This is a genomic window from Gimesia benthica, assembly GCF_009720525.1.
Taxonomy (GTDB): domain Bacteria; phylum Planctomycetota; class Planctomycetia; order Planctomycetales; family Planctomycetaceae; genus Gimesia; species Gimesia benthica.
This window is the reverse complement of sequence record NZ_CP043930.1, coordinates 954969-970572: the sequence shown is the minus strand read 5'-3', so window position 1 is coordinate 970572 and position 15604 is coordinate 954969. Positions and strand designations below refer to the sequence as shown.

Sequence of the window (15604 nt, the reverse complement as noted above, 5' to 3'; positions counted from 1 at the left end):
AAACGCTCTCTGTCGGGGATCTGTTGGCACGGTCCTTGCATACAGTGTCAACTGTCCCGTAATTGGGCTGAATTAAATCAAAATGGAAAACAAGCCCTGATCGATGTTTCATTTACGGCCATTATGAGGGGCTTTGAATCAGTCATCGATCTGCAATCTCGATATAGAAAGAGGGGAAACTCAAAATGTCGTCTCAAGGTGAAAAAATCATCGGAATCGATTTGGGAACCACCAACTCAGTGGTTTCAGTAATGGAGGGCGGGGAAGCCAAAGTGATCCCGAACCTCGAAGGGAACCGAATTACTCCCAGTGTTGTTGCTTTCACCGATAAAGGCGAGACACTGGTCGGCGAACCAGCCAAACGTCAGGCTGTGACCAACCCGAAGAATACCGTTTACTCAGTAAAACGGTTTATGGGACGTCGTCACAACGAAGTTCAGAACGAAGAAAAGATCGTGCCTTACACGATCGTTGGTGGTCCCGAAGACTATGTGAAAATTGAAGCGGGCAGCAAGACTCTCACGCCTCCCGAAATTTCCGCATCGATTCTGCGGAAACTGAAGGAAGCTGCTGAAAGCTACCTGGGGCACAAAGTCAACAAGGCTGTCGTGACCGTGCCTGCTTACTTCAACGACGCACAGCGTCAGGCAACCAAAGACGCTGGTCAGATTTCAGGTCTGGAAGTATCGCGTATTATCAACGAGCCGACCGCAGCTGCTCTGGCTTATGGTCTGGAAAAGAAGAATGATGAAAAGATCGTCGTCTTCGACTTCGGTGGTGGTACGTTTGACGTTTCCGTGCTGGAAGTCGGTGACGAAGTGATCGAAACCCTGAGCACCAACGGTGATGGTCACCTGGGTGGTGACGACTTCGACGAAGAACTGATCAACTACATTGCTGATCAGTTTAAGAAAGATCAGGGAATTGACCTCCGCAGTGATCCAATGGCGTTGCAGCGTCTGCGTGAAGCAGCTGAAAAAGCGAAGAAAGAGCTGTCATCTTCTCAGACGACCGACATCAATCTGCCGTTCATCACAGCCGACAGCAGTGGTGCGAAGCACCTGCAGATGGCGATTACCCGTGCGGAATTCGAAAAGCTGATCGATCCACTGGTCGAGCGGTGCCGTAATCCGGTCGAGCAGGCATTGAAAGATGCTGGTCTGGATCCGAGTGCCATCGATGAAGTGGTACTGGTTGGTGGTTCAACACGTGTTCCCAAGGTTCAGGAGTTCGTTAAGAAGATCTTTGGTAAAGAGCCTCACAAGGGTGTGAACCCCGATGAAGTGGTTTCAATCGGAGCCGCGATTCAAGGGGGATCATTGCCGGTGATGTGCAGGACGTTGTTCTGCTGGACGTGACACCGCTGTCGCTCGGTATCGAAACCGAAGGGGGCGTCATGACCAAACTCGTCGAACGTAACACAACAATTCCGGTTACTAAAGATCAGGTCTTCTCGACCGCTGCCGATAACCAGACTGCTGTGACCGTTCGGGTGTTCCAGGGAGAACGCCAGATGGCCAACGATAACCGGCTGCTGGGGCAGTTTAATCTGGAAGAACTTCCTCCGGCTCCGCGTGGGGTACCACAGATCAAAGTGGTCTTCGACATCGATGTTAACGGGATCTTGAATGTTTCCGCTAAGGATGTGGCGACCGGAAAAGAGACCTCAGTTCGGATTGAGCAGTCCAGCGGGCTGTCGGAAACCGAAATTGAAGATATGAAAAAGCAGGCGGAAGCACACGCCGATGAAGACAAGAAAAAGAAGGAACTGGCCGAGGCCAAGAACAATGGAACTCGTCTGGTTTACGAAGTCGAGAAGCTGCTCAAAGAGCATGCTGAGAAAATCGATGATTCTTCGAAGTCTGCCATCGAAGCTTCTGTGAAGAAGGTGAATGATGCTGTCGAGAAAGAGGATGTGGCAGCCATCAATTCCGCCTGTGAAGAGTTGCAGCAGGCAACTCACGCCTTTACCGAGCAGATGTATAAAGCCAGCGAAGCCGCTGGTGGCGAAGGGGCTGCTCCCGAAGGTGGTGAGAGCTCGGCTGCTACAGAAGACGAAGATGTAATCGATGCAGAATTCGAAAAGAAGGACTGATCGAGTCTGAAGTCTTCGACTAAGAAGAACAGGGACAGGGGCTCAGCCGTCCGGCTGGGCCCCGGGCTCCCGAACAAGAGTATTTTTAACGAAGCGACCGACAATTCCTACCGACCTCGGATCAGGCTCAACTGATTACCCACCTCTTCGGGTCTGGATCAAAACATTTAAAAAAATTGAGTATCTCAGCAGGCACTGCTTGCCGGCCGATTTTCTGATATGATAATCGATGCTGTTGAGTTGCTGCGCAGATGATAAATAGAATTGGAGAAGCATTATGGCATTTCGATTTGAAAAATTGACTGTGAAGGCCCAAGAGGCAGTGCAACGAGCCCAGCAGACCGCAGAGGATTTCGGCCAGCAGGAAATCAAGCCACTGCACCTGTTGAAGGCGTTACTCGATGAAGAGCAGGGAGTAGTCAAGCCTCTGATTCAGAAGATTGGGGCGAATCTGTCTCAGCTTCAGAAAATGGTGGATGATGAGATCAGTCGTCTGCCGAAAGTTTCGGGGGCTGCGATGCAGGTTGGCATCGGTCAGTCGTTGCTGAAGGTTTTGCAGGCAGCGCAGGATCGTGCTGATCAGATGCAGGATGATTTCGTTTCGACGGAGCATCTGCTGCTGGCATTTACCACAGTCGATGACCAGCCGAAACGGCTACTGGAGCTCAATGGAATTGAAGAAGATGACGTTCTGTCAGCGCTCAAAGCGGTGCGGGGCGGTCAGCGGGTGACGGACCAGAGTCCGGAAGAGAAGTACCAGTCCTTGCAGCAGTACGGGAAGGATCTGGTCGAACTCGCACGTCAGGGCAAGATCGATCCGGTGATCGGTCGCGACCAGGAAATCCGCCGTGTGGTACAGATTCTCTCCCGTCGTCGAAAAAATAATCCGGTGTTGATCGGGGAAGCGGGCGTCGGTAAGACGGCGATCGTGGAAGGTCTGGCGCATCGGATCGTAATGGGCGATGTGCCTCAGAATCTCAAGAACAAACGCGTTATCGCCCTGGATATGGGGGCATTGATCGCAGGGACCAAGTATCGCGGTGAGTTTGAAGATCGGCTGAAGGCGGTGCTCAAGGAAATTGAGTCTGCCAAGGGGGAGATCATTCTGTTTATCGACGAGTTACACACCGTTGTCGGGGCTGGGGCTGCAGAAGGGGGCGCGGATGCGTCGAACCTGTTGAAGCCGGCTCTGGCACGCGGGGAACTGCATTGCGTCGGTGCCACAACCCTTGATGAATACCGTAAATACATCGAAAAGGATCCGGCCCTGGAACGCCGTTTCCAGCCGGTAATGGTTCAGGAGCCAACGGTCGAAGATACGATTTCCATTCTGCGGGGGCTGAAGGAACGCTACGAAACGCACCACGGCGTGCGGATTATGGATGACGCCTTGATCAACGCTGCGACGTTGTCTGATCGTTACATCAACGACCGCTTTCTGCCGGACAAGGCCATCGACCTGGTCGATGAGGCGGCCAGTCAGTTGCGTATGGAGATGGACTCCATGCCGTCTGAAATTGATGAGGCGACCCGACAGCTGACCCGGATGCAGATCGAAGCGGCTGCACTGGCTGGGGAAGATTCACCGGAAAGCCAGGAGCGCCTGGCCGAACTACGTAAGCACATTGCCGATCGGGAAGAGAGTGTCAATGCGCTGAAGACCCGCTGGGAAACGGAAAAAGAAGCCCTGGCCGGCCTGCAGCCCTTGAAGGAGGAAATTGATCGGTTGAATACTGCTTATGAGCAGGCTTTCCACCGCGCACAGCAGACAAATTCCAATGAAGACTATGCCCAGGCTTACAACGCCGAACAGGAGTTGAATGCGGCCCGGCAGCGTCTGACGGAGATGGAGGCGCGTGTCGCGGAACTGGGGGATGACGCCGGTGAGCGGCTTCTGCGTGAAGAGGTGACTTCGGAAGACATTGCCAAGGTCATCAGCATGTGGACCGGAATTCCGGTATCGAAGATGCTGCAAGGCGAACGCGATAAGCTGCTGCGGATGGAAGATGAAATTCATAAACGGATGATTAACCAGAGTGAAGCAGTCGAAGCGGTTTCTAACGCGGTTCGTCGTTCACGATCTGGTCTGCAGGATCAGAATCGTCCCATCGGTTCATTCATGTTCCTGGGGCCGACCGGCGTCGGGAAAACGGAGCTTTGCAAGGCATTGGCCAGTTTTCTGTTTGACGATGAACGCAGTATGATCCGTATCGACATGAGTGAGTTCATGGAGAAGCATTCTGTGGCTCGTCTGATTGGTGCCCCTCCGGGGTATGTCGGATACGAAGAAGGGGGGCGGTTGACCGAGGCGGTCAGGCGGCAACCGTATTCGGTGGTTCTGTTGGACGAAGTTGAAAAAGCACACCGGGATGTATTTAACATACTCCTGCAGTTGCTGGACGACGGTCGTCTGACGGACAGCCATGGGCGAACTGTTGATTTCTCAAATACGATTGTGGTGATGACTTCCAACATCGGCAGCCAGACAATCATGGATCTGTCAGGCAAGGAAGATGAGGAGCTGATTCATAATCGGGTGATGGATGCTCTGCAGCATGAGTTTCTGCCTGAGTTCCTGAACAGGATCGATGAAGTGATCGTCTTTCATCCGCTGGGGAAAGAGGAGATCCGTCAGATCGTGGATCTGCAGCTCAAGCATCTCTCGCGGCTGGTGGAGGCCAACGGCTATACGCTGGAAGTCTCAACTGAAGCGAAGGATCTGCTGGCGGAAGAAGGGTACGATCCTGTGTATGGTGCTCGGCCTTTGAAGCGGACGATTCAACAGCACATCCAGAATGAGCTGGCGAACAAGTTGCTCTCCGGCGATTTTACGGAGGGGGCGACGATTTATGTCGACGCTCACGAAGGGTTGTTTCTGTTCTCAGAACGATGAATCTAAGCTGGAATTGAATCGAAAACAGCCCCGGGCGGAATGCCTGGGGCTGATTTTGTTTGATACTGTGACATCGGAGAGTGCGCATGAAAAAACGACGCTCACTTCGGGTTGAGTCAGCGTCATGTTTTCACTCTGTTTCCAATCGCTGAGGCAGCGGGTTCAGGCAGATTCTTCGAGAACCGCAAAGGGGCTGATTTTGCGGACTTTCTCTTTGATCTGTTCTTTTTCAGAAGCGTCTTTGGCTTTCTCGAACTTGTCCCGGAGTTTCTTCAGTTTGGCTTTCCGGCTACGACGCGAAGCTAACTCACGCCCTTTTTGAACACGTCCCATGTCTCTCTGGTTCCTGTTAAGTGAAATTGATATGTTCTAATGTATATATTCAATGTGGAGAATTTGATTCTAACATCATTGAGAGTAAGGGGCAACGATCAGAGAGCAGCATTTTCTGATAGATTTTGAGAGAAGCCGGGGCGCAAGATTCGGGTTGACCCGGAGTACCAACCCTGATATTTCACGTTTCCTTCTCTCTACCTCTCCAACCTCATATCGATTTGATTCCGTATCTGCTCGTCTTTCTGCAACTCGGGCTGCACGCAGAATTTCTATAACTCTCTCTATAGTAAACAATTGGGATGATTCTCATGCTCATTCAGTCTTACCGGACTGTAGTACTGATGCTGGCCCTCGGTGCGTTCCTGTTTTGGGGGGCGATCGATTCCTGTTCTGCGCAGAACAGGAAGACAATCTTTGACGACCCGGACGGATCTGAATATTCACCGTTGCCTCAACGTCATCAGACGATTTTTATGCCGCGCGATGAGAGTCCGATTCAACAGACCAGCCAGTCTCCTCAGGTTCCCGATGTACTGGATGCCGAATCCAAGGCCGCTTTGGGGATTCCTCCCCAGTTGTTGAAAGAGGATCAGGTCTGGGGGGCAACCGATGAAGAGTGCGTCGATTGTGAAACCTTTGTTCCCATGCTGGCCCATAAGAGCGCAACTGGTTCGGTAACCTGGTTGCCCGGAAACGACGATAACCTGGGAATATTCACTTTGTATCTTTCAGAGACGGTCGATCTGCCGCGACTGGATGGGTTTACGATAACACCTCGGTTCGGTGTGCACTACCTGGACGGTCCTGAGCGGACTGATCTGCCGGCGCGGGTGTATGATACTTCGGTTTCCTTCCGTTGGTTCAACAAGGTCAATGAGAAGTGGTCCTACGAACTGGAAGTCGCTCCCGGGGTGTATAGTGATTTCAAGAATGTGACATCCGATTCACTGCGAATTACGGGTAAAGGGCTGGCGTACTATGTCCATTCCCGTGCCAAGCAGTTTGTGATGGGGGTGGTCTATCTGGACCGTGAAGACATCATGATGCTCCCAGCGGCAGGTATGATCATGTGGTTCAGTGAAGGCTCTCGTCTGGAACTGATCTTTCCCAAGCCGAAGTTTACCTATCGACTTGAGAAAGACGAGCATCTGGAGCGCTGGGCCTATGTCGCCGGTGAGTTCGGTGGCGGTTCGTGGGCCATCCGCCGAGGTAAGAAAGGCGTTGATGACATTGCGACCTACAGTGATTTACGCCTGATTGGTGGTCTGGAAACCAAGCATACCAATGGAAAAATCAGTCAGCTGGAAGTTGGATTTGTGTTCAATCGCAGGCTGGAATATCAATCAAACAAGGGGAATTACGATATTTCCCCTACGGCGATGTTACGGTACCAGCTGACGTTCTGAGATCAGAGATCGCAGTTGATGTCGATCCAGGTCCGCTTATCAAATGATTCCAGTACGGAGTCAGCGATGAGCTGGGCAGAGGCACCGTGGTCGAAGCCGGGAATCGCGTCGCGCTCTTCTACGATGGCCGACACAAATTCGTAGACCAGGTCGTAGCGGAACACGGTGCTGGGGACACCGGCGTGGGGATCACGGGGGCTGCCTTCGATAACGAGATATTCTTCGGGGACGGGCAGTTTTTCCATTGTCTGTCCCGGCTTCCCGATGAGGATATTGTTGGGATCGGTCAGCTGATAGGCGGCTGAGCCTTCTGAACCGTTGACTTCAGCCCATTCATAACCGAAGCCATCGTTGTGGTAGCCTTTCATCAGGGTGCTGCCTTCCCAGACGCCGACGGCACCATTTTCAAACTGCCCGATCAGTGAAGACCAGTCGTCTACTTCAGAAGGTTCGCAGGGCTGTCCTTCGGCGGTTTTGTCACGGGGGACAAACTGCGCGACGGCACCACAGATGCTCTTGATTGGTCCGAGCAGGTCCTGCGCGAAGTCAATGCGGTGAATGGTCATGTCGAACAGGTCGCCAGCACCAGCGAGTTTCTTGCTCTGACGCCAGCCCCAACTGGACTCGGGCCAGTCCAGAAAACGCTGGCTGCGGAAGTGACGCGGTACGCCGAGGGCTCCTGATTCGACCAGATGTTTTACATACCGCATCGAGGGGGCGAAGCGGTAAGTGAAAGCGGTCATGTGGCGGACGTTGGCATCACGGGCGGCTCGATACATTTCTGCCGATTCCGTGTAGTTCAATCCCAGCGGTTTTTCACACATGACGTGTTTGCCTCCGTTGATACAGGCGAGGGCAATTTCGTGGTGTGTGAAGTTGGGGGTCGCGATGATCACGGCGTCGACATCGGGATCATCGGCCATTTCCTGGAAGTTAGTGGTCGCTTTGGTTTTGCCCCAGTCGCTTTGACGCTGGGCCAGCAGTTCTGAATTGGGGTCACAGATCGAGACCAGTTCTGCACGGGGATCGAGATTGATGCCGGGGACGTGGTGGTAGTCGGAGACGGCGCCGGCTCCGATGATTCCAATGCGAACTTTGTCTGTCATGAGAAAGCCTCTTCAGGGGTTGAGAATGATTATTTCTGTTTGATCAACTGATTCAGCAGGGCAAGTGCTTCCGCCTGGTTCTGGATGCGCTCTTCCAACTGGGCATCCTGAATTTGATTTAAGAGTTCTTTGAACTGCGGGCCCGATTTGATGCCGGAAGCGATCAGATCATTGCCCGTAAGCAGTGGCGGGGGATTCAAGACCTTAATGGGGGTATGATCACGATACTCTCGGCAAAATTCAAGGTCTGCCAGCGACTGATTCCGGGAACGCAGGTCTGCTTCGGCCAGTTCCAGCAGGAATGGGAAGTTCGGATGCGCCAGCAGGCGTTTCAGCCGGGAGAGGGGGAAAGCAGAGGCTCCCTGCAGACTGTCCCTGTGTTCAATCAGCCAGTATACCAGATTGAGTTCATGGTTGGAAAAGCGGAGCTGTTTACAGATCTCGTAGACGGTATCCAGCCGTTGCTGAGCATCGGTGGCAGGCAGGTCGAGCAGCAGGGCGGCGAACGCTGGTTCAAAATGCGTTGACTGCAGGAATTCCAGCCGCTTGAGGGTCTGTTGCCAGAGTGGCTGGTTTGGCTCAGATTCCCACAGAGGAGCCAGTTCCGGGATCACGGGTTTGAGCAGACCGGCAGTGCAGGCCAGTTCCATCGCATATTCACGATTCGGGTGAACCAGCATTTTTCGCATTTCTTCCGCGATGCGTTCCGGGCTGACAACGGTGATTTCCTGAGCCATAGTCTGGATCGCATGAAACGTGGTTTCATCCAGTCGAAAACGCAGAGTGGCAGTGAAGCGGATCGCACGTAGCAGACGCAGTTTATCTTCCTGCATCCGTTCCAGAGGGTTTCCGATGGCGCGAATGATATGCTGCTGAAGATCTGTTTTTCCGCCGACATAGTCGAAGATGGAATCGATGATCGGATCATAGAACATGCCGTTGATTGTGAAGTCGCGGCGCTGGGCGTCTTCTTCGGCTGTGGTGAAGTGGACATGTTCCGGCCGGCGGCCATCCAGGTAAGGGCCTTCGGTGCGGAATGTCGCGACCTCGACATCGCAGTCCGGCTGGTGGCCGCGAACGATGATCACACCAAAGCTGGCACCGACGGCCAGAGTTCGACGTTTTCCAAACAGATGACGCACTTCTTCGGGCAGGGCATTCGTGGCGACATCGTAATCTTTGGGCTCTTTGCCCAGCAGCAGGTCCCGCACGCAGCCCCCGGCCCAGAGTGCCTGAAAGCCGGCATCTCTGAGCTTCTGTACGATTTCGACTGCTGCCTGATAGGGTTCTGTATGTTTCATGAGGCTGAAAATGTCTTGAGGAATCGATCTGGGACTGTCGTCGATACGATCATAGCAAGTTCAGTTCAGATATCGACTTATGCTGGCGTTTTTTTAAGCAGACGGTTTTGGTGATCTTAAATTAATTTAGAAAACCGTGGATTTCAGGACAGAGAAAACCGTGTCGAGGTTCAGAAACGGACTTCGCAAACAGGGGGAAATGACGTATGATGTATAGCCATTTATTTCTTGATGACTGGTAGTTCGGGTTCACTCTAACTATGGAGCTCAGCATTTCCAGAACAATGACAGGATGGACGTTTTGCGAGGAACACACGGTATACGCTTTGATGGAACCCGATTCTGGGTTCTCCACCGCAGGCGGGAATTCGGCCCCTTCGATTATGAATGGAGCAAGGATTTCTCGGGCGTGGAATTTATGTACCGTGATCAGAAATTTGGCGAATACTGCAGCTCCGAAGAGATTTTCGCTGATTTAAAACAGTTCTCGCTCCCCATGCGTGTAGTGGAAGTCTCCTGTCTGACGATCGGGATTATCCTGTATGGCATTCTGAATGGCCTCCCGGAGAGACATTGGAAAGAACTGCTGCGAGAGCGGCTCGATGAGAGCGGATTTCAGCGGTTCCGTTTTCGTGATGAAGGCCAGGAGCGTTTAACAGGCTGAAGTTGGTTCGTACCTCTCTTTCTGCGAAGATCTGATGTTGGTTTACGAAGTAACTGTCGGCAGTCTTTCGCTTCTCTCGCTTTTAGTCTGTTTTTCTTAAGTATATTTATATCATCGTATTATGATGATTTGTGGGTCCTGGATCAGATTCCGATTGATTTTAAACACGTGTTTAATACAATTGTTTGAAACAGGTTTTTTACGGGTTCTCCCTGATAGTGCCTGTTACCAGATTGTCAAACTCACAATGCAGCGCTAGAAACGTGCAGGAGTCCGGAATATATGTCGTCTGTTGATGTGCGAAACCGTTTGCTGGAAGCTGCGGGGCCTGTTTTTTCGGAAAAAGGCTTCGAGAAGGCGACGGTGCGCGAAATCTGTCAGAAAGCAGACGTCAACGTAGCGAGCGTGAATTACTACTTTGGCGACAAAGAACAGCTTTATCTGGAAGTCATCTGCCTGGCCAAAGAGATGGGAGTCTCCCGAGCCCCTTTGCCTGAGTGGACTCCCGGGACATCCGCCGAACAAAAATTGCGGGATTGGGTCATTACGCTGGTCAGACGTATGTTGGGAACGGGGGAACTCTCCTGGAGCAATCACCTGATTATGCGGGAGGTCCTGCGGCCGACGAAAGCCTGCGGGCATTTGATTCAGGAGCTGTTTCGTCCTTTTGTGAATATTGCTGATGGGATACTGCTGGAAATGCTGGGGGACGAAATTCCTCCCTATCGCAGGATGCAGTGTATTTTCAGTATCGCGGCTCAGTGTCAGTTTTATCGGGTTTCCGGGGGATGGTCAGCCTGATGCTGGGACCGGAAGAGCAGGCAGCCCACTATGATCCAGAACACCTGATTGAGCACATCCTGCAGTTCTCCCTTGCGGCTGTTAAAAATCTGAAACAGGAATTCAACGAACCCGTTATGGAATCTTCTTCAACACTTCACAAGATCTGAACCGGAGCAAGGCAGAATGCGACTAGATCGATAGACCCTCTCAGTTCTTCCCGGTAATCTCCCGTTGGTCGGAAGCGTCCGCAGCCAACTCTCGTAGGAATGCGATTCAGCATAGAAATCAGTCATGTCAGAAACGAAAACAAAAACATCTCAAAGCTGGTCTAAGAAGCTGAAGCATATTTTGCTGCCGATTCTGATTCTGGGGATCGGTGGTGGCAGTATGGTTGTTCTGAAAGCCATGAAGCAGGAGCCGGAACAGCAGGAAACTCTGACCGAACAGACCGCGCCCCTGGTCTCAACCGAAACGATCAAGGTTTCCGATTCGGGAGTGACCATTGCCGTCGATGGGATTGTGGTTCCCTCGCGAGAAGTGAAGCTGGCAGCGGAAGTCGCTGGCAAGGTGCTCTACACGCAAGATGGATGTAAGGTCGGTAATCTGGTGCAGAAAGCCACGCAACAGGAAAAAGAAGCTGGCGGAGATGGAAGTCTGCTGATTCAGATCGATCCGGAAAATTACCAGTTGGAGGTGCAGCGTCTGACACAGGAACTGGGGCAGGCTCAGAACGCTATCGATGAACTGGAAGTTGAAATCGACAATGCAAAGGCAATGATCGATCTGGCACACGAAGAAGTCCTGCTGCAGAAAAGTCAGTTAAGCCGGGTCGAAAAACTGCGGACGCGAAATGTCGTCTCTGATACGGAATACGAAGAAGCCAAGCGGGGTGAACTGGCGGCGCGGAATGCGCTGCAGAAACTGACCAACGAAGCAGACCTGCTGCGGTCACGTCGACAACGGATGATGCATGCCCGCGATCTGGTCAAAGTACAGCTTTCCCGTGCTCAACTGGATCTGAGACGCACGAAAATCTATTCGCCCATCAACGGTGTCATCGTCGAAGATATGGTAGAAAAAGATGGGTATGTGAAGGTCGGTGATCCTCTGGTAATGATCGAAGACACATCTTCGGTTGAAGTGCGTACCAATTTGCGGATGGAAGAGCTGTATCAACTCTGGCAGCACGCAGCCCAATCTGCTCAAAAGGGCAAACCTGTGCCAGTTGCCGGAAATGGCGGGCGGCACGATCTGGGATACCAGCTTCCTCAGTTGCCGGTTAAAGTGAACTACGAAATTGGTGGTAGAAAATTTATCTGGGACGGCAAGCTTTCCCGCTACGATGGGATCGGACTGGATGAGAAAACCCGTACGGTTCCTTGTCGGATTGTCGTCTCTGATCCGCGACCGACTGAAATTCTGGTCAATGGAAAACCGACGACTCAGGTAGTAGGCGCACCGCCGCTGGCGCGAGGTATGTACGTCTCGGTGGAAATTCCTCTGGAGGGTAATGTATCTCTGCTCGAAATACCGGAAACGGCGATTCGACCAGGTAACATGGTCTGGATTGTCCAGGAAGGCAAGCTGCACGAAGAAAAGATTCGCGTGGTTGATACCAGCGGCAGTCAGTTGCTGGTGGAACTGGGTGCCTCAGGGCTCAAGCCCGGCGATCGTGTGGTGACCTCGCCCTTAAGTGTGGCCAATGAGGGAATGCCTGTCCGTGAAGGAGAGTTGAAATGAAGTCGGTCATTAAATGGGCCATCAACAACTCTCCGGCAATGAACACATTGATGGTCACCGTGCTGGGTGTCGGGCTGGTCTCGCTGATGTTCATGCGACGCGAAGTCTTTCCGGAGTTTGAACTGGAGATCATTCTGGTTTCGGTGCCTTACCCCGGAGCCAGTCCCGATGAAGTCGAGGAGGGGATCTGCCAGAAGATGGAAGAATCCGTCCGCGCGATTGACGGCATTAAGAAGATTACTTCCATCGCCAGTGAAGGTTCTGGCTCGCTGGTACTTGAGCTTCGCGCCGATGTACCTGACGTGCAGAAAATTCTAAACGAGGTCCGTTCCGAAATTGATCGCATCCCCAGTTTTCCTGAACTGGCAGAAGATCCGGATATTCAGCAGATCACATTCCGCCAGGTGGCGATTGAAGTCGCCGTCATAGGGCCCTGGAATGAGGATGAGAACAGCGAGCTGGAACTCCGCACGGTTTCCGAGAAGATTCGCGATGAACTATTGCAGCTGAAGTCGGTCTCGCAGGCTAACATTGCCGGAGCCCGCGATTATCAGATCGACATTGAAATTCCGGAAGCGACCCTGCGAAAGTATGGTCTGACTCTGCAGGATGTTGCCCGTACGGTACGACGGGAAAACCTGGAACTGCCGGGCGGTAAAATGAATACCAACTCGCAGGTGCTGCTGCTGCGGGGGAAGAACAAGCATCTGATCGGGAGTGAAATTGAAAAAATTCCGCTGGTAACCGAAGACGGTGGGGTCGTGCTGACGGTCGACGACCTGGGGGAAGTGCATGATGAATTTGCTGATACGACCATGATCAGCGAAATCAATGGAAAACCGGCCATGTCGATCGCCGTCGAACGTACCTCTCAGGAAGACCTGCTGGCGATTGTGGAAGAGGTACGGGAGTACGTCAAAGATGCTCAACTGCCTCCCGGATATTCACTCAAGCTCTGGAAAGATCAGTCCATCGATGTGCGCGACCGTATGGAGTTGCTGAGTTCGAATGGGCTTCAGGGGCTGATTCTCGTGTTTATCACCCTGGCAATCTTTCTGGAATCAAGACTGGCGTTCTGGGTCGCGTTGGGGATTCCGATTTCAATGTTCGGTGCCTGTATCGTGTTGTATTACACGGGGCAGACTCTCAACATGCTTTCGATGTTTGCCTTCCTGATGGCGCTGGGGATCATCGTGGATGACGCGATTGTTGTCGGCGAAAATATCTATGAGCATCGGCAGACGGGCAAATCGTTCGTTACTGCTGCCATCGATGGAGCCTCTGAGGTATTGCCCTCTGTCTGTGCCTCAGTGACAACGACGATTATCGCATTCGCTCCTTTGTTGTTTGTCTCCGGGATCATGGGCAAGTTTATCGCGGTGATGCCGATTGCTGTAATCGCGATGCTGCTCATTTCGCTTTTGGAAAGTACGTTTATTCTGCCCTGTCACCTGGCGCATGGAAAGCCCTCGAAATCCGGGGCACAGAATGGAGAATCGGAAGGTTTTGTCGGACGGAAACTGAATGCGTTCATCGAAAAATGTTACACACCAGTGTTAAAGGCTTCGCTGAATTATCCCTCTTCGACGCTGGCGGTTGCAGCGGCATTAATGCTGCTCTCTGCAGGTTTGATCATGGGCGGGTTTGCCCCCTTCAATCTGTTTCCTAAAACCGATTATCGGATGATTGAAGCCACGGTAGAATTTCCTGATGGTACTCCCAAATCAATTACCGATGCCGCGACGCGAAAGATTCGCCAGGACTTTCTCGATCTGGATCAGGAGTACCAGCAGAAACATGGGCAGTCACTGATTAAGCTGACACGACGAAATGTCGGATTTGGAACCCGGGAAGAATCTGGAGCCCAACTGGGGGGGACGGTTGAAGGCAGTCATGTCGGCAAGGTCAGTATCGAAATCGTGGAGGCGGGCGAGCGGACAATCGGAAGTGAAGCGCTGCTTGAACTCTGGCGGGAACGCGTTGGTGAAGTGCCCGGCGTCGATCGAATGACTTTTAAATCGCCCACGATGGGGCCGGGGGGCAAGCCGATTGAGTTTAAGCTGCTCTCTGATGGTACGCATTTAAGTGAACTGGAAGCTGCGGTCGAAGCATGCAAACGGGAACTGGAAACCTATCCCGGCGTTAAGGACGTCAATGACGATTCGAGTCCAGGAAAGTGGGAATTCCAGATCAAAATCAAAGATAAAGCCCGCGCCATGGGTGTGCCGCTGGCGGATGTCGCTGAAACGGTTCGCGCGACGTACTACGGCGAAGAAGTCATGCGGCTGCAGCGTGGTCGTCATGAAGTCAAACTGATGGTCCGTTACCCGGAAGAAGAGCGACGATCGCTGATGAGCTTTGATGATATTCGAATCCGGACCGGCGATGGTAGCGAACGTCCTTTAACGGAACTGGCGGATGTCACTGTCAAACGTGGGTATTCCGAAATTAACCGGATCGATCAGCAGCGATCGATTACGGTCTATTCCGACCTCAATGAGAAAGAGGGGAATGCCCGTGAAATCGTGCAGGCCCTGAAGAAACCGGGAGGATTTATTGATGAGCTGGCTGCCAAATACCCGAACGTAAGAGTTCGCTGGGAAGGGCAGCAGGAACAGACCAACGAATCGGTAAACAGTCTGATTATCGGTCTGATGATCGCACTGGCATCAATGTTCGCATTGCTGACGGTTGAGTTCCGTTCGTATGTGCAACCCCTGATCATTCTTGGAATCATTCCTTTCGGAATTATTGGTGCGGTGTTTGGACATGCGATCCTGGGGATGGAACTGACCCTGTTTTCGCTGTTCGGTCTGGTGGCGTTGACCGGAGTGGTCGTGAATGATTCGATCGTATTGATCGACTTTATCAATCATCGTGTCGCTGATGGACTGCCTCTCAAGGATGCGTTGATCGATGCGGGGCGTCGTCGTTTTCGTCCGGTGTTATTGACTTCGATGACGACGATTGTGGGTCTGGCTCCCATTTTGAAAGAGACGTCTTTCCAGGCCCAGATTATTATTCCGATGGCGGCGAGTCTGATTTTTGGTCTGATGCTTGCCACGGTGCTCGTGTTATTCCTGGTTCCCACCTATTATTATCTGTATGCCCGCCTGATGGGGGCACAGCCGAATGAGCCCTGGCGGGACAAAATGGATGGAAAGCATGAGGAAGCAGCCTATAATGAAAGTGAAGGGCAGCACTCAGAGGCGGCTCCCGTTCAGGCTTGATTCTGTTTGTGAACAGGGTTACAGGCTCTTGCTTGTTGTGATGGCGTCTG

Annotated in this window: 10 protein-coding genes and 1 pseudogene; 8 read left to right on the top strand and 3 right to left on the bottom strand. The window is 52.4% G+C overall.

Going from position 1 to position 15604, the window contains the following annotated elements; translation table 11 throughout:
* The first annotated feature begins 185 nt into the window (after nucleotides 1-185).
* Both dnaK and clpB read left to right on the top strand, forming a co-directional pair.
* A pseudogene (dnaK, locus tag F1728_RS32465) lies at nucleotides 186-2095 on the top strand (molecular chaperone DnaK).
* Nucleotides 2096-2372: 277 nt separating this feature from the next.
* Nucleotides 2373-4988, top strand: coding sequence for an ATP-dependent chaperone ClpB (gene clpB / locus F1728_RS03945; protein ID WP_149345500.1), 2616 nt, complete (start codon nucleotides 2373-2375; stop codon nucleotides 4986-4988).
* A 162-nt stretch (nucleotides 4989-5150) separates the two neighbouring features.
* Here the strand turns inward: clpB and F1728_RS31190 are convergent, their stop codons facing one another.
* Nucleotides 5151-5321 carry a DUF6800 family protein gene (locus F1728_RS31190; RefSeq protein WP_187782237.1) on the bottom strand — a complete coding sequence of 57 codons (171 nt, stop codon included), beginning with the start codon at nucleotides 5319-5321 and terminating at the stop codon, nucleotides 5151-5153.
* Between the two features lie 311 nt (nucleotides 5322-5632).
* Here F1728_RS31190 and F1728_RS03940 point away from each other — a divergent pair, with 311 nt between their 5' ends.
* Entirely contained in the window at nucleotides 5633-6730 is a 1098-nt protein-coding gene (locus F1728_RS03940) for a DUF6268 family outer membrane beta-barrel protein (RefSeq protein WP_155362984.1), read from the top strand.
* A gap of 2 nt (nucleotides 6731-6732) precedes the next feature.
* On the opposite strand, the gene F1728_RS03935 is transcribed toward F1728_RS03940, so the two are convergent.
* Together F1728_RS03935 and F1728_RS03930 are read right to left on the bottom strand one after the other, a co-directional pair.
* Entirely contained in the window at nucleotides 6733-7836 is a 1104-nt protein-coding gene (locus F1728_RS03935) for a Gfo/Idh/MocA family protein (RefSeq protein ID WP_145183064.1), read from the bottom strand.
* Nucleotides 7837-7865: 29 nt separating this feature from the next.
* Nucleotides 7866-9137 (bottom strand): CCA tRNA nucleotidyltransferase, encoded by a 1272-nt coding sequence (locus tag F1728_RS03930; RefSeq protein WP_155362983.1) that lies wholly within the window; start codon nucleotides 9135-9137, stop codon nucleotides 7866-7868.
* A 292-nt stretch (nucleotides 9138-9429) separates the two neighbouring features.
* Here F1728_RS03930 and F1728_RS03925 point away from each other — a divergent pair, with 292 nt between their 5' ends.
* The 5 genes from F1728_RS03925 (at nucleotide 9430) to F1728_RS03905 (ending at nucleotide 15554) form a co-directional block, all read left to right on the top strand.
* Nucleotides 9430-9801 carry a hypothetical protein gene (locus F1728_RS03925; protein ID WP_228030499.1) on the top strand — a complete coding sequence of 124 codons (372 nt, stop codon included), beginning with the start codon at nucleotides 9430-9432 and terminating at the stop codon, nucleotides 9799-9801.
* A 282-nt stretch (nucleotides 9802-10083) separates the two neighbouring features.
* Nucleotides 10084-10602, top strand: a complete 519-nt coding sequence (locus tag F1728_RS03920; RefSeq protein WP_155362982.1) for a TetR/AcrR family transcriptional regulator — start codon at nucleotides 10084-10086, stop codon at nucleotides 10600-10602.
* On the top strand, nucleotides 10590-10751 hold the full coding sequence (locus F1728_RS03915; protein ID WP_155362981.1) for a hypothetical protein: 162 nt from the start codon (nucleotides 10590-10592) through the stop codon (nucleotides 10749-10751). The genes F1728_RS03920 and F1728_RS03915 overlap by 13 nt, the downstream gene beginning before the upstream one ends.
* Nucleotides 10752-10875: 124 nt before the next feature.
* Complete coding sequence (locus tag F1728_RS03910) at nucleotides 10876-12324, top strand: efflux RND transporter periplasmic adaptor subunit (protein WP_155362980.1); 1449 nt, start codon at nucleotides 10876-10878, stop codon at nucleotides 12322-12324.
* Entirely contained in the window at nucleotides 12321-15554 is a 3234-nt protein-coding gene (locus tag F1728_RS03905) for an efflux RND transporter permease subunit (protein ID WP_155362979.1), read from the top strand. Before F1728_RS03910 ends, F1728_RS03905 begins: the two co-directional genes overlap by 4 nt.
* Nucleotides 15555-15604: the final 50 nt, after the last annotated feature.